Origin of the sequence: Achromobacter xylosoxidans (assembly GCF_001457475.1) — a bacterium.
Taxonomy (GTDB): domain Bacteria; phylum Pseudomonadota; class Gammaproteobacteria; order Burkholderiales; family Burkholderiaceae_B; genus Achromobacter; species Achromobacter xylosoxidans.
On sequence record NZ_LN831029.1, the window covers coordinates 585,899 to 604,061 of the forward strand.

The 18,163-nt window shown below is 69.9% G+C and carries 13 protein-coding genes; 10 read left to right on the forward strand and 3 right to left on the reverse strand.

Going from position 1 to position 18,163, the window contains the following annotated elements:
- The first annotated feature begins 24 nt into the window (after window positions 1-24).
- Window positions 25-879 carry a pantoate--beta-alanine ligase gene (panC, locus tag AT699_RS02755; RefSeq protein ID WP_006386937.1) on the forward strand — a complete coding sequence of 285 codons (855 nt, stop codon included), beginning with the start codon at window positions 25-27 and terminating at the stop codon, window positions 877-879.
- A 118-nt stretch (window positions 880-997) separates the two neighbouring features.
- Entirely contained in the window at window positions 998-1,402 is a 405-nt protein-coding gene (locus AT699_RS02760; RefSeq protein WP_024067628.1) for a response regulator transcription factor, read from the forward strand.
- 135 nt (window positions 1,403-1,537) lie between these two features.
- Here the strand turns inward: AT699_RS02760 and AT699_RS02765 are convergent, their stop codons facing one another.
- On the reverse strand, window positions 1,538-2,314 hold the full coding sequence (locus tag AT699_RS02765) for a copper resistance protein NlpE N-terminal domain-containing protein (RefSeq protein ID WP_024067629.1): 777 nt from the start codon (window positions 2,312-2,314) through the stop codon (window positions 1,538-1,540).
- A 182-nt stretch (window positions 2,315-2,496) separates the two neighbouring features.
- Here AT699_RS02765 and AT699_RS02770 point away from each other — a divergent pair, with 182 nt between their 5' ends.
- From AT699_RS02770 to AT699_RS02805, 8 genes are all read left to right on the forward strand, one after another.
- Complete coding sequence (locus tag AT699_RS02770; RefSeq protein ID WP_024067630.1) at window positions 2,497-3,354, forward strand: prepilin peptidase; 858 nt, start codon at window positions 2,497-2,499, stop codon at window positions 3,352-3,354.
- 73 nt (window positions 3,355-3,427) lie between these two features.
- On the forward strand, window positions 3,428-4,075 hold the full coding sequence (gene coaE, locus AT699_RS02775) for a dephospho-CoA kinase (RefSeq protein ID WP_006386940.1): 648 nt from the start codon (window positions 3,428-3,430) through the stop codon (window positions 4,073-4,075).
- A gap of 42 nt (window positions 4,076-4,117) precedes the next feature.
- Window positions 4,118-4,870 carry a cell division protein ZapD gene (gene zapD / locus AT699_RS02780; protein ID WP_054443815.1) on the forward strand — a complete coding sequence of 251 codons (753 nt, stop codon included), beginning with the start codon at window positions 4,118-4,120 and terminating at the stop codon, window positions 4,868-4,870.
- A gap of 137 nt (window positions 4,871-5,007) precedes the next feature.
- Window positions 5,008-6,285 carry an MdtA/MuxA family multidrug efflux RND transporter periplasmic adaptor subunit gene (locus tag AT699_RS02785; RefSeq protein ID WP_024067632.1) on the forward strand — a complete coding sequence of 426 codons (1,278 nt, stop codon included), beginning with the start codon at window positions 5,008-5,010 and terminating at the stop codon, window positions 6,283-6,285.
- 15 nt (window positions 6,286-6,300) lie between these two features.
- The gene (locus AT699_RS02790) at window positions 6,301-9,399 is read left to right on the forward strand and encodes an MdtB/MuxB family multidrug efflux RND transporter permease subunit (RefSeq protein ID WP_024067633.1); all 3,099 of its coding nucleotides are present in this window, start codon (window positions 6,301-6,303) and stop codon (window positions 9,397-9,399) included.
- Window positions 9,396-12,506, forward strand: a complete 3,111-nt coding sequence (locus AT699_RS02795) for a multidrug efflux RND transporter permease subunit (protein ID WP_024067634.1) — start codon at window positions 9,396-9,398, stop codon at window positions 12,504-12,506. The genes AT699_RS02790 and AT699_RS02795 overlap by 4 nt, the downstream gene beginning before the upstream one ends.
- On the forward strand, window positions 12,503-14,077 hold the full coding sequence (locus AT699_RS02800) for an efflux transporter outer membrane subunit (protein WP_024067635.1): 1,575 nt from the start codon (window positions 12,503-12,505) through the stop codon (window positions 14,075-14,077). Before AT699_RS02795 ends, AT699_RS02800 begins: the two co-directional genes overlap by 4 nt.
- 209 nt (window positions 14,078-14,286) lie before the next feature.
- On the forward strand, window positions 14,287-15,285 hold the full coding sequence (locus AT699_RS02805; RefSeq protein WP_024067636.1) for a Bug family tripartite tricarboxylate transporter substrate binding protein: 999 nt from the start codon (window positions 14,287-14,289) through the stop codon (window positions 15,283-15,285).
- Window positions 15,286-15,358: 73 nt separating this feature from the next.
- Here the strand turns inward: AT699_RS02805 and AT699_RS02810 are convergent, their stop codons facing one another.
- Together AT699_RS02810 and AT699_RS02815 are read right to left on the reverse strand one after the other, a co-directional pair.
- Window positions 15,359-16,612, reverse strand: coding sequence for a D-amino acid dehydrogenase (locus AT699_RS02810; protein ID WP_024067637.1), 1,254 nt, complete (start codon window positions 16,610-16,612; stop codon window positions 15,359-15,361).
- A gap of 50 nt (window positions 16,613-16,662) precedes the next feature.
- Window positions 16,663-18,162 carry an N-acyl-D-amino-acid deacylase family protein gene (locus AT699_RS02815; protein ID WP_024067638.1) on the reverse strand — a complete coding sequence of 500 codons (1,500 nt, stop codon included), beginning with the start codon at window positions 18,160-18,162 and terminating at the stop codon, window positions 16,663-16,665.
- Between the last annotated feature and the right edge of the window lies 1 nt (window position 18,163).

Below are 18,163 nucleotides of genomic sequence, written 5' to 3' on the forward strand. Positions count from 1 at the left end.
TGCGCCCAACCCCGGAGATTCCCCTTGAAAGTCGTCCACACCATCCAGGAACTGCGCGATCACCTGCGCGGCCAGAACCGCGTCTCGTTCGTGCCCACCATGGGCAACCTGCACGAAGGCCACCTGGCGCTGATGAAGCTGGCGCGCCAGCACGGCGATCCGGTGGTCGCCAGCATCTTCGTGAACCGCCTGCAGTTCGGGCCGAACGAGGATTTCGACCAATACCCGCGCACCCTGGCCGCCGACATCGAGAAGCTCGAGCGCGAGCGCGACGTCTATGTGCTGTTCGCGCCCAACGAACGCGAGATGTACCCCGAGCCGCAGAATTACCGCGTGCAGCCGCCGGACGACCTGGGCGACATCCTCGAAGGCGAGTTCCGCCCCGGCTTCTTCGCCGGCGTCAGCACCGTGGTGCTCAAGCTGTTCTCCTGTGTCCAGCCCAAGGTGGCGGTGTTCGGCAAGAAGGACTACCAGCAGCTGATGGTGGTGCGCAACATGTGCCGCCAGTTCCAGCTGCCGGTGGAAGTGCTGGCGCACGAGACCGTGCGCGCCGACGACGGCCTGGCGCTGTCCTCGCGCAACCGCTACCTGAGCGACGCCGAGCGCGCCGAGGCCCCGGCTCTCTATGCCGCGCTGCGGAACGTGGGCCAGCGCCTGGCGGCCGGCGAGCGCGACGCCATCGCGCTGGAGCGCGATGCCGCCCGGCACCTGGCCGATCGCGGCTGGAAGGTGGATTACATCGCCCTGCGCCGCCAGCGCGACCTCAAGCGCCCGGAAGCCGCCGACCTGCAGGCCGGCGAGCCGGTGGTGGTGCTGGCCGCCGCCAAGCTGGGCGCGACGCGCCTGATCGACAACCTGGAGCTGTCCTACACGGCCTGAGGCCGCGCCGTGTCGCTGGCCCGGCTGCGCCCGGCCCCCTGGCAAAATTGCCAGCTTACGCCGCCCGCCTCGGCACGGCAGACTCTCTGCAAGTCTTCATTGCAGAACATAGAGTCCCATGCCCGTCCCCCATCCCGATCTCCCTGTCATCCTGGCCACCCTGACGCCGCGTGAGCGCGAGATCGTCGCCTACGTCGCGGCCGGGGAGCCCAACAAGGTCATCGCGATCGACCTGGCCATTTCATTGCGCACCGTCGAAGCGCATCGCGCCCGCATCTTCGCCAAGCTGGGGGTGCGCAACGCCATGCAGCTGGCGTGCCGCCTGTGCGCCTACGCGCGGCAGGGCCTGTCCCCGGTGGCGGGCTGCGGCGCGCCGGGCGAGGGGCAGGCGCCGGCCGGGCCGGCGGCGTCGGCGGAGCCGGCGCGAACCGGCGCGGGCTACGCGGTGGCGGCCGTGCCGATCGATGTGATCATCTCCGATTGCTCGGCGAATCTCATAAACAAAGGGTTTTGGAGTAAGTAGGCGCTTACATTCGACTGGAGCATGCGCGCGGCGTTCCTGCCAACCGAAAAGCACAGGGCCCGGCGGACGGAGTGTCCGGCGGGCCCTGTGGTGGCAGGTCTTCGGTTCAGGCCGGGCGGATCCGCCCTGCCGGGTTCAGGGGCACTGGGGCGCCTTGGCCTTGGCCAGCTCGTCGATGGGATCGAGGTCCGGCTGGCGGGTCAGGTTGTAGTTCAGGTTCGGCGTCTGGCCGGCGACGGAGCGCACGCGCAGCACGTTATTGGCGGCGACGACGAATTCGACCCGCACGTTGCCCTGGCCGTCGAGCAGGATGACGCGGGGCGGGCGTTCGTCGGTGGCGTCCCAGCAACCTTGCTCGACCACCGGCGCGGCCTTCTTGGGGTCGTTTTCCAGGTAGGCCGTGCGACCGCGCCAGCGGCCATTGGGTGCCAGCGTCAGCGTGACGCGCTGCGCCGTGCACTGCATGGCGGGGGAGAAACACGGCAGGGTGCCCATGTAGGTCTGCGGTTGCGGCACCAGGCTGTTGGCCGCGGCGCTCTGGGCAGAGGCCGGCGCCACGGGGGCCGGCGCCGCGCCGGAGGAACCCGAGCCGCTGTCGGCGCCTTCCGGCACGGCCTGGCCGTCTTCGGTGGTGGCGGCGCCCTGGGCCGCGGCGGCCGCCTGGCTCGGCGTCTTTTTCTGGTCGGGCTTGAGCGCGATCTGCACCTGCGACGGCGCCCGCAGCACCGTGCGGTAGCCGGCGCCGGACCCCTGGTACTGGGCGTCCGTGACCGTGCTTTCGACGGGAGGATCGTAATAGCCTTCGGTGCGCTGCTGGGCACACCCCGCGGCCCCCAGCGCCGTGCCCGCTAGCAGCAGCCCCATGATGCTGAGTTTGCGGGGGCGGGTAAGGATTTCGACGCGCGCGGCCATGGCAGCTGATCCGTAAGTTGAGTCTGTCTCCGATTTTACGCACTTATGCGAAGATTCGATACGATCCCCCCTCACCCAGAAAGGCGTTGCCGGCACTTTATGCACAAATTACGACACGGCCCCGGGCCTCATGCCCGCCGCCCCGGCGTCGAGGCCGGACAACGGCCGCCGAGGGACCGCCGATGACGACCTTGTGGCACGTCTTTCCCGTGCCGCTGGCGCCGTTCGTCGCGCTGGCCGCGCTGGCCGGCCTGTTCGCGGGGGGCTGGCTGACGCGCCTGACCCATCGTCTGCCGCGCATGATGGAGCACGAGTGGCAGGCGCAATGCCAGGAGGCGGCCGGCAAGCCGCGGTCCGCCGCCGCTTACGGCCTGCTGGCGCCGGCGGCCCACTGCCCCGCCTGCCAGGCGCCGGTCACCGGTTGGCGGCGCCTGCCGTTGCTGGGCTGGCTGGCGCTGCGGGGCCGTTGCGCCGCCTGCCACGCGCCGATCGGCTGGCGCTATCCGGCCATCGAATCGATGACCTGCATCCTGTTCGCCGCCTGCGCCTGGCGCTTCGGCGCCACGCCGATCGCGCTGTGCGCCATGGGCTTGTCGGCGGCGCTGGTGGCGCTGGCCTGGATAGACCTGGAGACGACCCTGCTGCCCGACGCGATCACCCTGCCGCTGGCCTGGGCCGGGCTGCTGGTGAATCTGTTCGACGCGTTCACGCCGTTGTCGATGGCGGTGGTGGGCGCGGTGGCTGGCTACGTGTTCCTGTGGGTTATCTTTCATGCATTCCGCCTGCTGACCGGACGCGAGGGCATGGGCTTTGGCGATTTCAAGCTGCTGGCGGCGCTGGGCGCGTGGTTCGGCGTCGGCGCCTTGCCGATGCTGCTGCTCGCCGCGTCGGTGGCGGGGGTGGTGGTCGGCGGCGCATTGACGCTCACTGGCCGCGCCAGCCGGGGACAGGCGCTGCCGTTCGGCCCCTATCTGGCGCTGGCGGGCGTGGCCGTGCTGCTGCTGGGCGGGGAGCAGGGCCTGGGATGGTTGCTGCACTGAGCGCGCAAAGCGCCGCCCGGCAGGAGGCGATGCGCGGAACCGGCCGAGGCAGGGCCGCGAAGGGATGAAGACTATGTTCAAGATTGGTTTGACCGGCGGCATCGGCTCCGGCAAGTCGCGCGTGGCCGACATGCTGGGCGAATGGGGCGCGGCGGTCGTCGACACCGACGAGATTGCGCGCGCGCTGACGGCGGCCGGCGGCGCCGCGATGCCGGCCATCGAGCGCGAATTCGGGCCCGGCGCCCTGACGCCTGCCGGCGCGCTCGACCGCGACTGGATGCGTGAACGCGCCTTTGCCGATCCACGGGTGCGCCAGCGCCTCGAAGCCGTGCTGCACCCGGTCATCGGCCAGGAAACCGAGCGCCAGGCCGAGGCCGCCCACGGGCACTACCTGGTATTCGTGGTGCCGCTGCTGGTGGAGTCGATCGCGCGTTGGCGCGACCGGGTCGACCGCATCTGCGTGGTCGACTGCGATCCGGAAACCCAGGTGGCGCGCGTGCGTTCGCGCAGCGGGCTGACGGACTCAGCCATCCGGCGTATCATGGCGGCACAGGCTGCGCGGGCGAGTCGGCTCGAAGTCGCGGACGACGTCATCGACAATGGCGGCGCGACATCACCCGAACAATTGCGCGCGCAGGCGAAGACCCTGCATGACCGCTGGCTGGCGCTGGCGGCCACGACGGGCCGGCAAGCCCCGGGCTTGGCCGGCACCCCTGAATAATCTCGGCCCGCGGGCCGACCTCCGATGGGCCTGTTTACCAGCGTGATCGTTTTCGAATATCCCTTCAATGAGCGCATTCGCGCTTACCTGCGGCTTGAATACCTGTTCGACAGGTTGTTCTTCTTTGCCCGCGAGGGGGATTCACGGCAGCACCAGGTCGCGGTCAGTTCGCTGTTCGATCTGCTCGACGTGTGTGAACGCACCGACGTGAAAGGCGCGGTGCTGCAGGACCTCGAACGCCAGCGCGTGGCGCTGGTGGGGTTGCGCGATCATCCCGGGGTGGCGCAGGACGCGCTCGAAGGCATGCTGCGCGAACTCGAGAAAGTGGTGTCGGCCCTGGCCGCGCCCGGCAAGACCGGCCAGTCGCTGCGCGAGAACGAATGGCTCACCAGCCTGCGGGGCCGCCTGTCGGTGCCGGGCGGCGCCACCCAGGTCGACATGCCGTCGTACTACGCCTGGCAGCACAAGCCGGAAGCCGCGCGCTGCGCCGACCTGCAGGCCTGGCTGGCGCCCTTCATTGCCCTGCACGACGGCCTGACCCTGGCCCTGCGCCTGTTGCGCGAATCCGGCCGCAAGGCCGACATCGTGGCCGAGCAGGGCGCCTACCAGCAGATGCTGGGCGGCAAGCAATACCAGCTGCTGCGCGTCTGGATCGACCCCGACCAGGGCGTGTTCCCCGAGATCAGCGCCAACAAGTACATGATCTGGATCCGCTTTTCGACCCAGGACGGCGAGTTCAAGCCCCAGCAGGTGGCCCGCAGCATCCCGTTCCAGATGACCCTCTGCAACTCCTGACCCTGGCGCAATGCCAGGGGGGGCGATACCGCCCCGATTCCTGTTGCGGCCTATTTCAGCGGCAACGGACAATGACGGAAATGTCGGCCGTCTAGGTCACAATACGGCTTTCTCCGTCAGTGCCGGAACCGTTTCCCATGTCCGATAGCCGCCCCGTTTCGTCGCCTTCCCGCTGGACCCGCCGCAGAATCATCGGGCTGGCGGTGCTTTTGCTGGTGGCGGCCGGCATCGCCTGGTGGGCGCTGCGGCCCGCGACCGCGCCAGGCAACGCCGGCGGCGGACGGCCGGGCGCGGGCGGGCGGCCCAACATGGCCGCGGCGATGGCCAATATGGCGGTGCCGGTGCGGGTGGCCAGCGCCGTCACGCAGGACATCGACATCTATCTCAAGTCGCTCGGCACCGTTACCGCCTACAACACCGTCACGGTGCGCAGCCGCGTCAGCGGCGAACTGGTGGACGTGCCGTTCCAGGAAGGGCAGCGGGTCAAGGCCGGCGACCTGCTGGCCCAGGTCGACCCGCGCGCCTTCCAGGTGGCGCTGGACCAGGCCCGCGGCACCCAGATGCAGAACTTGGCGCTGCTGGAAAACGCGCGCCGCGACCTGCAGCGCTACCAGGCCCTGTTCAAGCAGGACTCGATCGCCAAGCAGCAGGTCGACACCCAGGCCGCGCTGGTGCGCCAGTACGAGGGCACCATCAAGAGCGACCAGGCCAATGTCGACAATGCCCGCCTGCAGCTGGACTACGCCCGCATCACCGCGCCGATCAGCGGCCGCCTCGGCCTGCGCCAGGTCGACCGCGGCAACCTGGTGTCCAGTTCGGACACCAACGGCCTGGTGGTGATCACGCAGACCCAGCCGATCTCGGTGGTGTTCACGCTGCCCGAGACGCAATTGCCCGAAGTGCGCGCCGAACTGGCAGAGGGCCGCACGCTGGCGGTGGAAGCCTATGACCGCGCCGACACCCGCCGCATCGCATCCGGCATGCTGGAGACGCTGGACAACCAGATCGATGTCACCACCGGCACCCTCAAGCTCAAGGCCAGGTTCGACAACCAGGACGACGCCCTGTTTCCCAACCAGTTCGTCAACGTGCGCCTGCACGTGCTGAAGCGCAAGGGCGTGACCGCGATCCCGACGGCGGCGGTGCAGCAGGGTTCGGCCGGGGCCTTCGTGTTCCAGGTGCAGCCGGACAACACGGTGCAGGTCAGGCAGGTCAAGCTGGGCGCCATCAACAATGGCATGGTGGCCGTCAACGAAGGCCTGCAGCCGGGCGACCGCGTCGTCACCGAGGGCACCGACCGCCTGCGCGCCGGCGCCAAGGTCGAGGTGGTGGGCGGCGACGAGGTGATCCCCGCCGCCAAGGACAAGTCGCTGGGCGGGGGCGCGCCGGCGGGCACCACGCCCGCCACGCGCTGATCGAGGGGCCGCCCCGTGAGCCCGTCGCGCCTGTTCATCCTGCGGCCCGTGGCCACCACGCTGTCGATGGTGGCCATCCTGATCGCGGGCTTCATTGCTTACCGCATGCTGCCGGTGTCGGCGCTGCCCGAAGTCGACTACCCCACCATCCAGGTGACCACGCTGTATCCGGGCGCCAGCCCGGACGTGATGACGTCGCTGGTGACCTCGCCGCTGGAACGGCAGTTCGGCCAGATGCCGGGCCTGAACCAGATGTCGTCGACCAGTTCGGGCGGCGCCTCGGTCATCACCATGCAGTTCAACCTGACGCTGCCGCTGGACGTGGCCGAGCAGCAGGTGCAGGCCGCCATCAACGCGGCATCCAACCTGCTGCCCAGCGACCTGCCGGTGCCGCCGACCTACAACAAGGTCAACCCGGCCGACGCGGCGGTGCTGACGCTGGCCATCACCTCGCCCACCATGCCGCTGCCGCAGGTGCGCGACCTGGTCGATACGCGGGTGGCGCAGAAGCTGTCGCAGATCCCCGGCGTGGGCCTGGTGAGCGTGGCGGGCGGGCAGCGTCCGGCCGTGCGGGTGCAGGTCAATCCGCAGGCGCTGGCGGCCAATGGCCTGGGGCTGACCGACCTGCGCGCCGCCGTGGTGGGCGCCAACGTCAACCAGCCCAAGGGCAACCTGGACGGGCCGCTGCGCTCGACCACCATCAACGCCAATGACCAGCTCAAGTCGCCCACCGACTACAACGACCTGATCATCGCCTACAAGAACAACGCGCCGCTGCGCCTGTCGGACGTGGCGCGCGCGGTCGAGGGCGCCGAGGACACGCGCCAGGCCGCCTGGGCCGGCGACAAGCCGGCCATCCTGCTGAACATCCAGCGCCAGCCCGGCGCCAACGTCATCGACGTGGTCAACCGCATCCAGGCGCTGCTGCCGCAGCTGCGCGCGGCGCTGCCGGCCACGCTGGACGTGGCGGTGGTGTCCGACCGCACGCAGACCATCCGCGATTCGGTGGCCGACGTGCAGTTCGAGATGCTGCTGGCCGTGGCGCTGGTGGTGATGGTGACCTTCGTGTTCCTGCGCAGCCTGACCGCGACGCTGATTCCCAGCGTGGTGGTGCCGCTGTCGCTGGTGGGCACCTTCGGCATCATGTACCTGGCCGGCTTCTCCATCAACAACCTGACGCTGATGGCGCTGACCATCGCCACCGGCTTCGTGGTGGACGACGCCATCGTCATGATCGAGAACATCGCCCGTCACATCGAAGAGGGCGAGACGCCGCTGCAGGCCGCGCTCAAGGGCGCGCAGCAGATCGGTTTCACGCTGATCTCGCTGACCTTCTCGCTGATCGCGGTGCTGATCCCGCTGCTGTTCATGACCGAGGTGGTGGGGCGGCTGTTCCGCGAATTCGCCATCACGCTGGCGGTGTCGATCCTGATTTCGCTGGTGGTGTCGCTGACGCTGACGCCGATGATGTGCGCGCGCCTGCTGCGCGCCGAATCCGAGCAGAAGCACGGGCGCTTTCACCAGGTCACCGGCGCCTTCATCGACCGCACCATCGCCGCCTACGACCGCATGCTGCAGAAGGTGCTGCGCCACCAGCCGCTGACGTTGCTGGTGGCCCTGGCCACTTTCGCGCTGACGGTGCTGTTGTACATCCTGGTTCCCAAGGGCTTTTTCCCGCAGCAGGATACCGGGCTGATCCAGGCCATCACGCAGGCGCCGCAGTCCATTTCGTTCACCGCCATGGCCGAGCGCCAGCAGGCGGCGGCGCGGCTGGCGCTGGAGGATCCGGACGTGCAGGCGGTGTCGTCCTTCATCGGCGTGGACGGCAGCAACGCCACCCTCAGCGCCGGCCGCATGCAGATCGCGCTCAAGCCGCAGGCCGAGCGCAACGGCGACCTGCGCACGGTCATGGCGCGGCTGCAGCAAGCCTTCGGCAAGCAGGACGGCCTGACCGTCTACATGCAGCCGGTGCAGGACCTGACCATCGAGGACCGCGTCAGCCGCACGCAGTACCAGATGACGCTGTCCAACCCGGACCTGAAGGTGCTGAGCGAATGGACGCCCAAGCTGATCGACCGGCTGCGCCAGGTGCCGGGCCTGAAGGACGTGACCGATGACCTGCAGGACGACGGCCTGCAGACCTGGGTCGAGATCGACCGCGACGCCGCCTCGCGCCTGGGCATCACCGCCTCCGTGGTGGACGAGGCGCTGTACGACGCTTTCGGCCAGCGCCTGATTTCGACCATCTTCACCCAGTCGAGCCAGTACCGCGTGGTGCTGGAGGTGCAGCCGCAGTTCCAGATGAACCCGGCCGCGCTGGGGCAGATCCACGTGCCGACCTCGACCGGCGCGCAGGTGCCGCTGTCGTCCATCGCCCGCATCACCGAGGGCAAGACGGTGCTGGCGGTGAACCGGCTGGACCAGTTCCCGATGGTGACGGTGTCGTTCAACCTGGCGCCGGGCGCGTCGCTGTCGGCCGCGGTCGAGGCAATCACCGCGGCCGAGGCCGAGATCGGCATGCCGGCCAGCGTCGAGACGCGCTTCCAGGGGGCGGCGCTGGCGTTCCAGAACTCGCTGTCGAGCACGCTGTGGCTGATCCTGGCGGCCATCGTCACCATGTACATCGTGCTGGGCGTGCTGTACGAAAGCTATATCCACCCGATCACCATCCTGTCGACGCTGCCGTCGGCCGGGGTGGGGGCGCTGCTGGCGCTGCTGATCAGCGGCACCGAGCTGGACATGATCGGCATCATCGGCATCATCCTGCTGATCGGCATCGTCAAGAAGAACGCCATCATGATGATCGACTTCGCGCTCGACGCCGAGCGCAAGCGCGGCCTGTCGCCGCGCGCGGCGATCCATGAGGCGGCGCTGCTGCGCTTCCGGCCGATCCTGATGACCACGCTGGCGGCGTTGTTCGGCGCGCTGCCGCTGATGCTGTCCACGGGCACCGGCGCCGAGCTGCGCCAGCCGCTGGGCCTGGTGATGGTGGGCGGCCTGCTGCTGAGCCAGGTGCTGACGCTGTTCACCACGCCCGTGATCTACCTGATGTTCGACCGCATGTCGCGGCGCTGGCGCGGCATGCGCGAGGCGCGCGCCGGGAGCGCGCCGTGATCCTGTCGGCGCCCTTCATCGTCCGGCCGGTGGCGACCACGCTGTTGTCGCTGGCGGTCGTGCTGGCGGGCATGCTGTCGTTCTTCCTGTTGCCGGTGGCGCCGCTGCCGCAGATGGACATTCCCACCATCTCGGTGTCGGCCAGCCTGCCGGGCGCCAGCCCCGAGACCATGGCGTCCAGCGTCGCCACGCCGCTGGAGCGTTCGCTGGGCAGCATCGCCGGCGTGACCGAGATGACCTCCAGCAGCTCGCAGGGCTCGACCCGCGTGACGCTGCAGTTCGACCTGTCGCGCGACATCAACGGCGCCGCGCGCGACGTGCAGGCGGCCATCAACGCCGCCCGCTCGCTGCTGCCCACCAGCCTGCGCAGCAATCCCACGTACCACAAGTCCAATCCGTCGGACGCGCCGATCATGACGCTGGCGATGACGTCCGATACGCTCAGCCAGGGCCAGATGTACGACCTGGCCTCGACCATCGTGGCGCAGAAACTGTCGCAGGTGGACGGGGTTGGCGAGGTCACGGTGGGCGGCAGTTCGCTGCCGGCGGTGCGCGTGACCGTGCTGCCGGGCGCGCTGGCCAATCGCGGCGTGTCGCTGGACGAGGTGCGCACGGCGCTGGCCAATGCCAACGCCAACCGGCCCAAGGGCGTGCTGGAGAATGACCAGTACCACTGGCAGATCATGGTCAACGACCAGCTCAGCCGCGCCGAACAATACCGGCCGCTGATCGTGGCCTGGCGCGACGGCGCGCCGGTGCGGGTGTCGGACGTGGCCAAGGTCGAGGACTCCGTCGAGGACCTGTTCCAGACCGGTTTCTACAACCAGCGCAACGCGATCCTGATGATCGTGCGGCGCCAGGCCGACGCCAACATCATCGAGACCGTGGACGCGGTGCGCGCGCAACTGCCGACGCTGCTGGCGCTGATGCCGGCCGACGTGCAGCTGACCGTGGCGCAGGACCGCACCCCCAGCATCCGCGCCTCGCTGCACGAGGCCGAGCTGACGCTGATCATCGCGGTGGGCCTGGTGGTGCTGGTGGTGTTGCTGTTCCTGCGGCGCTGGCGCGCGGCCATCATTCCCAGCGTCGCGGTGCCGGTGTCGCTGATCGGCACCTTCTGCATCATGTATCTGTGCGGGTTCACGCTCAACACCATTTCGCTGATGGCGCTGATCGTGGCCACCGGCTTCGTGGTGGACGATGCCATCGTGGTGCTGGAGAACATCATGCGGCACGTCGAGAACGGCATGTCGCCGATGCGGGCGGCGCTGCGCGGCTCGCGCGAGGTGGGCTTCACGGTGCTGTCGATGAGCCTGTCGCTGGTGGCGGTATTCATCCCGATCCTGCTGATGGGCGGGGTGGCGGGACGGCTGTTCCGGGAATTCGCGGTGACGCTGTCGGCCTCCATCATGGTGTCGCTGGTGGTGTCGCTGACGCTGACGCCGATGATGTGCGCGCGCCTGCTCAAGGCCGAGCCCAAGGAACCGAAGCCGCCCGGCCGGCTGGCGCGCTGGGCGGAACGCGGCTTCGACTGGATGCAGGACGGCTACCGCCGCAGCCTGGCGTGGGCGCTGGCCCATGGCCGGCTGATGATGCTGGTGCTGGCGGCGGCGGTCGGCCTGAACGTGTACCTGTACACCGTCGTGCCCAAGGGCTTCTTCCCGCAGCAGGACACCGGCCAGCTGCTGGGCTTTTTCCGGGTGGACCAGGGCACCTCGTTCCAGGCCACGGTGCCCAAGCTGGAAGCGCTGCGCAAGGTGGTGCTGGCCGATCCGGCGGTGCAGAGCATGACCGGCTACGCGGGCGGGCGCGGCGGCAGCAACAGCAGCTTCATGCAGATCCAGCTCAAGCCGCTGGGGGAACGCAAGGTATCGGCCGACCAGGTCATCAACCGGCTGCGGGCGCGATTGCAGAACATGCCGGGCGCGCGCATGTTCCTGGTGGCGCAACAGGACATCCGGGTCGGCGGCCGCCAGAGCCAGGGCTCGTATGACTACACCCTGATGTCCGGCGACCTGCAATTGCTGCGCGCCTGGATGCCCAAGGTGCAGCAGGCCATGGCGAAGGTTCCCGAGATCACCGACGTCGATACCGACGTCGAGGACAAGGGCCGCGAGATCAACCTGGTGATCGACCGCGACGCCGCCACGCGGCTGGGCGTGAGCATGGCCACCATTTCCACGGTGCTGAACAATTCCTTCAGCCAGCGGCAGGTGTCGGTGATGTACGGACCGCTGAACCAGTACCACGTGGTGCTGGGGGTGGACCAGAGGTTCGCGCAGGACATCGAGTCGCTCAAGCAGGTCGAGGTCATCACCTCGACCGGCGCGCGGGTGCCGATGGCGGCCTTCGCCCGCTTCGAGAACGCCAACGCGCCGCTGAGCGTGCAGCATCAGGGCCTGTTCGTGGCCGACACGGTGTCGTTCAGCCTGGCGCCGGGCGTGTCGCTGGGCCAGGCCACCGCCGCCATCGACGCGGCGGTGGCGCGCATCGGCCTGCCGTCGGATCAGATCCAGGCCGGCTTCCAGGGCACGGCGGCGGTGCTGCAGCAGACGCTGGCGCAGCAGCCCTGGCTGATCCTGGCGGCGCTGGTCACGATGTACATCGTGCTGGGCATCCTGTACGAGAGCTTCGTGCATCCGCTGACGATCCTGTCGACGCTGCCGTCGGCCGGGCTGGGCGCGCTGCTGGCCCTGCTGCTGGTGCGCACCGATTTCACGCTGATCGCGCTGATCGGGGTGTTCCTGCTGATCGGCATCGTCAAGAAAAACGCCATCATGATGGTGGACTTCGCGCTGGAGGCCGAGCGCAACCAGCACATGGCGCCGCGCGAAGCCATCTTCCAGGCCTGCCTGACACGGTTCCGCCCCATCATGATGACCACCATGGCCGCCATATTCGGCGCCTTGCCGCTGGTGCTGGCCACCGGCGCCGGCGTCGAGATGCGCCAGCCGCTGGGCATCACCATCGTGGGCGGGCTGGTGCTGAGCCAGATTCTCACGCTGTACACCACGCCCGTGGTCTATCTTTACCTTGACCGCTTCCGCCTCTGGGCCGCGCGCGGGCGCGCCCGGCGCGGCGGGGCCGCTTCGATAGAACAACCATGATCCGCAACGCCAAGCTTTTCCCCTACGCATTCCTGCCGCGCGCCGGCCTGACGCTGGCGCTGTGCGCGGCGCTGGCCGCCTGCGCCGTCGGCCCCGACTACCAGCGCCCGGCGCTGGACGTGGGCGCGGCCTACAAGGAAGGACAGGTCGAGGTGCCAGGCTGGAAGCGGGCCGAACCGCGCGACGACGTCGACCGCGGACAATGGTGGCGCGTCTACGACGACGCCACGCTCAACGGACTGGTGGACAACCTGAATGCGTCCAACCAGACCATCGCCCAGGCCGAGGCCAACTACCGGCAGGCGTTGGGGCTGGTGCGTGGCGCGCGCGCCGGGTTCTTCCCCACGGTGGGCGCGGGCGCCGGCCTGACGCGCTCGGGCAGCGGCGGCAACGGTTCGTCGTCCTCGTCGGCCGGCGGCGGCAATGTGTCCAACCAGTACTCGCTGACCGGCAACGTCAGTTGGGAACTGGATGTGTGGGGGCGGGTACGCCGCAGCGTCGAGTCTTCCGAGGCCAGCGCCGCGGCCAGCCTGGCTGATCTGGCCGCCACGCGCCTGAGCGCGCAGGCCGCCCTGGTGCAGGCCTATCTGCAATTGCGCGTGCTGGATGAGCAGAAGCGCCTGCTGGACGCCACCGTGGCGGCCTACGAGAAGTCGCTGCAGCTGACGCAGAACCGCTACAACGTTGGCGTGGCGGGGCAGTCGGACGTGGCGGTGGCGCGCACCCAGGTCGAAAGCACGCGCGCGCAGTCGATCGACCTGGACTGGCAGCGCGGCCAGTACGAACATGCCATCGCGGTGCTGATGGGACAGGCGCCGTCGCGCTTCAGCCTGCCGCCGGCGCCGTTCTCGCTGCAACTGCCGCAGATTCCGGTGGGCCTGCCGTCCGAGCTGCTGGAGCGCCGTCCCGACGTGGCTGCCGCCGAGCGCCGCGCCGCCGCCGCCAATGCGCAGATCGGCGTGGCGCAGGCGGCCTGGTTCCCCAGCCTGACCCTGTCCGCCGACGGGGGCTTTCGCAACGGCCAGTTCGCCGAACTGCTGACCGCGCCGGCGCGCTTCTGGTCGCTGGGGCCGGCGCTGGCGTTGACGATTTTCGATGGCGGCGCGCGCCAGGCGCAGGTCGAGCAGGCGCGCGCATCCTACGATGCGCAGGCGGCCGCTTACCGGCAGGCGGCGCTGACAGGATTGCGCGAGGTCGAGGACTATCTGATCCAGCTGCGGGTGATGGAAAACGAACAGACGGTGCAGCGCCGCGCATTGGAATCGGCGCGCGAATCGCTGCGGCTGATGCAGAACCAGTACAAGGCCGGGCTGGTCGATTACCTGAGCGTGGCGGTGGTCGACGCCACCGCGCTCAGCAATGAGCGCAGCGCGCTCAGCCTGTACGGCAACCGCCTGATTGCCAGCGTCAACCTGATCGTCGCGCTGGGCGGAGGCTGGCAGGGGCTGGCGCCGGCGCAGGGCGGCGCCGCGGCCGGCGGCCAGGCCGCTGGCGCGCCGATGGCCGGCGATCGGCCGGGCGCGGGCCAGAGCGTGGCGCCGGCCGGCGCGCAGCCGGCCAGCCAACCTTAGTAGGGATAACGCCCGACTCCTCCTTCTCCCGATTGACAAGCCGGGGCCCCGGGTTCCTAATGCGGAAAAAGTGACCGTTCGGTCACGTCGGGCGTCAGCCCACGATGCGACATCCCGCCCATGGCGAGGCCGGCCGCGTCGAACCGCGAAGTACCGATGCACCCGATTCCGTTTGATCAATCGAACACTTCACACGAAGGGGAAAGAGGATGGGCAGGTTGTTTCGTGCAGGGACCGGCGCCGCCGCGGCGTGCGCCGGCGTGATCGCGATGGCGGCAGGCATGGCCGCGCCGGCGGCCGCGGCAACGTGGCCGCAGCGGCCCATTACGCTGATCGTGCCGTTCCCGCCCGGCGGCACCACCGATATCTTCGCGCGCACCATCGCCGAGCACATGCGGCCGGCGCTGGGCCAGTCCATCGTGGTCGAGAACAAGCCGGGCGCCGCCGGCAACCTGGGCGTGGCCGCCGCGGCCCGCGCCCAGCCGGACGGCTACACCATCGTGCTGGGTTCGGTCGGCACCCAGAGCGTCAACCAGTTCCTCTACAGCAACATCGGCTTCAATCCCGCCACCGACCTGGTGCCGCTGGGCATGATCGCGTCCACGCCCAACGTGATGGCGGTCGCGGCCGGCTCGCCGTGGCGCACGTTGCAGGATGTCATGGCCGCGGTGAAGAAAGACCCGGGCAAGTATTCCTACGCCTCGCCGGGCATCGGTTCGTCGGTGCATTTGACGGGCGCCTACTTCGAATCGATGGCGGGTCTGCAGATGCTGCACGTGCCGTTCAAGGGCTCGTCGGCGGCGATCCCCGCGGTGATCGGCGGCCAGGTCGACATCCTGATGGACAACCTGCCCAGTTCGATGGCCGCGCTCAAGGCCGGTGACCGCCTGCGGGGCATCGCGGTCACGTCGGCCGAGCGCAGCCCCGCCGCGCCCGCCCTGCCCACCATGGCCGAAGCCGGCCTGCCCGGTTTCGAAGTCACCGCATGGTCGGGCCTGTATGCGCCGCGCGGCACGCCGGCGCCGGTGGTCGACAAGCTGATCGCGGCGATGAAGCAGGCGCTGCAATCGCCGGCCCTGAAGCAGTCGCTGGCGCAAGGCGGCGCCACCCCGGGCAACCTGTTCGGCGCGGATCTGGCGGCCTTCGAGGTGAAGGAGCGTGACAAGTGGGGCAAGCTGATCCAGAGCCGCGGCATCAAGGCGGACTGAGGCGGCCAGGCCGGCCGCGATCTTCCGCAAGCGCCGGCCTGAAGCGCCGGCGGTGCGAGGCCGGGACGGGCCTTCAGGCGGCCAGCGCGAATGCCGCCGGATCGACGGCGGGGCGGCGCCCGCGCATCAGGTCCACCAGCATCCGAGCGCTGCCCGCTGCCAGCGTGAAACCCAGGCCGCCATGCCCGGCGTTCAGCCACAGATTGCGCCACGGCGTGGCGCCGATCAGCGGTTTGCCATCGGGACGCGCGGGGCGCAGGCCGGCCCAGGGCTGCGGCGCGCCAGCGGGATTCAGGCGCGGGAAGAAGCGCGCCACGTCCGCCTCCAGGCTGTCGGTGCGCAGCCGGTCGATGGCCGCATCGGCGGCGCCGATATCGACCATGCCCGCGACCCGCAGCCGCTGCCCCAGCCGCGCATAGACGACCTTGCGGCCGATATCGCTGATGCTCGACATCGGCGCGACGCTGTCGGCCGTCAGGGTGTAGGTCAGGCTGTAGCCCTTGAGCGGATAGATGCGCAGGTCCAGTCCGATGCGGCGCGCCAGCGCCTGGGCGCCGATGCCGCCGGCCAGCACGTAGTTGTCGGCCCGCAGCTCGCCCCGCGGCGTGTCCAGCGCGACGATGCGGCCGTTCTCGCCGCGCAGCGCCGTGACCGGCGTGTCGAAGTGAAAGTCCACCGGGCCGGGCGTGGCGCGCAGCAGCCGCTCCAGTTCCGTGCACAGGCGCAGGCAGTCGCCGGCATCCTCGGTCGGCGTGTAGATGGCGCCGGCGATGCTGGCGCCGATGTCGGCCAGCGCCGGCTCCAGGTCCAGGCAGGCCTGGCGGTCCAGCGCGCGCTGCTCGCAACCGAGCGTGGCCTGGTAGTCCATCTGCGCCAGCGCGCGGCCATAGGCGGCGGCGTCCTGGTACACCAGCAGCTTGCCGCGCGAACTGAAATCGAAATCGGGCCGCTCGCGGCCGACCAGCTCGTGCACGCACTGACGGCTGTAGAGGCCCAGCGCCAGCAGTTCGCGCGTGGTGGCGCGGCTCTTGCCGCGGGTGCAGGCGCGCAGGAAGTCCAGGCACCAGCGCCATTGCGCCGGATCCAGCCGCGGCCGCCAGCGCAGCGGCGTGTCGCGCCCCAGCAGCCAGGCCGGCAGCTTGGGCAGCACGGCGGGGTCGGCCAGCGGCGCGACGAAGCTGTAGCTGAGCTGGGCGCCGTTGGCCCGGCTGGTGGCCAGGCCCGGGCCCGGGCTGGCGTCGACCACGCTGACCCGATGGCCTTCGCGATGCAGGTAGTAGGCGGTGGCCATGCCGACCACGCCCGCGCCGATGACGATTGTGTGCATGATGCTCCGGAAAAGGGGCGGCGTGCGCCGACGACGCCGGATGGCGGGGTTCAGGCAGCCCAGGCGGGCGTCTCGAAACCGGGCGCGGCGCGTTCCGCGCCGCGCAGCAGGCGGCCGGGCCGGGCGCCGGTGGGCGCGCCGCCTTCTTCCACCAATTGGCCGTTGACCAGCACCGCCTGGATGCCGGCGGACGGTTGCAGCGGTTCGGCGAAGGTGGCCAGGTCGGCCACCACGGCCGGGTCGAACACCACCACGTCGGCATAACAGCCGGCGCGCAGCACGCCGCGGTCGCGCAGGCCGAACTGGGCCGCCGTCAGGCTGGTCATGCGGCGGATCGCCTCTTCCATGCCCAGCACCCGCATCTCGCGCACGTAGCGCCCCAACACCCGCGAGAACGCGCCCCACAGGCGCGGATGCGGCCGCTGGTCGTGGGGCAGGCCGTCGGAGCCGATCATCACGCTGCCATGGCCGATGACGCGCTTGACGTCGTCCTCGTCCATCGAGAAGTAGATGGCGCCGCCGGGCGACAGTTCCTCGGCCAGGCGCTGCGGATCCTTGCCCTCGCGCGCCGCCAGTTCGCGCAGGTCCACGCCCTGGATCTCGGGCCGCGTCTGCGACCAGGTGACGATGATCTTTTCGCCGGCCGGCACGCGGCGCGGCTCCAGGATGGTGGACGAGGCGGCGTAGGGGTAGACGTCCATGCCCAGCGGCTGGTCGGCGCGGGCGCGGTCGAACAGCGCCAGCGTTTCGGCGGTGCGGCCGTGGTTGTGCTTGCCGGTGACCTTGTGGTGCGACAGGATCGCCGGCACGTCGGCGGCGCGGCCGATCAGGAAGGCTTCTTCCATGGCATCGCAGACGTGGTCGGCCTCGTCGCGCAGGTGGGTGGTGTACAGGCCCTGCCAGGACGCCAGCGGCTCGGCCACCCCGATCACCTCTTCGGTGCTGGCGTGCATCGCGGTGGGGTAGTACAGGCCGGTGGACAGGCCCGCCGCGCCGGCGGCCATGGCCTGGTCCAGCGCATGGCGCATGGCGGCGATCTCGCGCTTGTCGGCGGGGCGGTCCAGGCGCTCCATGGCCGACACCCGCAGGCTGGAATGGCCCACCAGCGCCAGGCTGTTGACCGCCGCCGGGCTGGCGTCGAGGGCCGCGGCGTAGTCCTGCATGCGGGCGTACAGTTCGCCGGTGTGCTGCGCCAGCAGGTTCAATGGGGGCGGCACCGTATCGCCGGGCGCGTGCACCGGCGCCAGGCTGATGCCGCAGTTGCCGGTGATCACGGTGGTGACGCCCTGGCTGACCTTGGGCCGCATCAGCGGCGAGCCGAGCAGGGCGCGGTCATCGTGGGTGTGGCAGTCGATGAAGCCCGGCGCCACCACCCGGCCGCTCGCGTCGATGCGGCGCCGCGCCCGCCAGCCCGAGCCGTCGCCGATGGCGGCGATGCGTTCGCCGTTGATCGCCACGTCGGCGCGGCGCGCGGGGCCGCCCAGGCCGTCGGCGATCAGGCCGCCGCTGATGATGAGGTCGTATTCCTGCGGGTCGGGTTGCGCGGGCATG

Excerpts from the sequence above, each read along its gene's own strand:
- AT699_RS02810 (WP_024067637.1), bottom strand. The coding sequence starts at position 16,612 with ATGCACACAATCGTCATCGGCGCGGGCGTGGTCGGCATGGCCACCGCC.
- AT699_RS02805 (WP_024067636.1), top strand. The coding sequence starts at position 14,287 with ATGGGCAGGTTGTTTCGTGCAGGGACCGGCGCCGCCGCGGCGTGCGCC.
- coaE (WP_006386940.1), top strand. The coding sequence starts at position 3,428 with ATGTTCAAGATTGGTTTGACCGGCGGCATCGGCTCCGGCAAGTCGCGC.
- AT699_RS02770 (WP_024067630.1), top strand. The coding sequence starts at position 2,497 with ATGACGACCTTGTGGCACGTCTTTCCCGTGCCGCTGGCGCCGTTCGTC.
- AT699_RS02815 (WP_024067638.1), bottom strand. The coding sequence starts at position 18,162 with ATGCCCGCGCAACCCGACCCGCAGGAATACGACCTCATCATCAGCGGC.
- AT699_RS02765 (WP_024067629.1), bottom strand. The coding sequence starts at position 2,314 with ATGGCCGCGCGCGTCGAAATCCTTACCCGCCCCCGCAAACTCAGCATC.
- AT699_RS02760 (WP_024067628.1), top strand. The coding sequence starts at position 998 with ATGCCCGTCCCCCATCCCGATCTCCCTGTCATCCTGGCCACCCTGACG.
- AT699_RS02800 (WP_024067635.1), top strand. The coding sequence starts at position 12,503 with ATGATCCGCAACGCCAAGCTTTTCCCCTACGCATTCCTGCCGCGCGCC.
- AT699_RS02785 (WP_024067632.1), top strand. The coding sequence starts at position 5,008 with ATGTCCGATAGCCGCCCCGTTTCGTCGCCTTCCCGCTGGACCCGCCGC.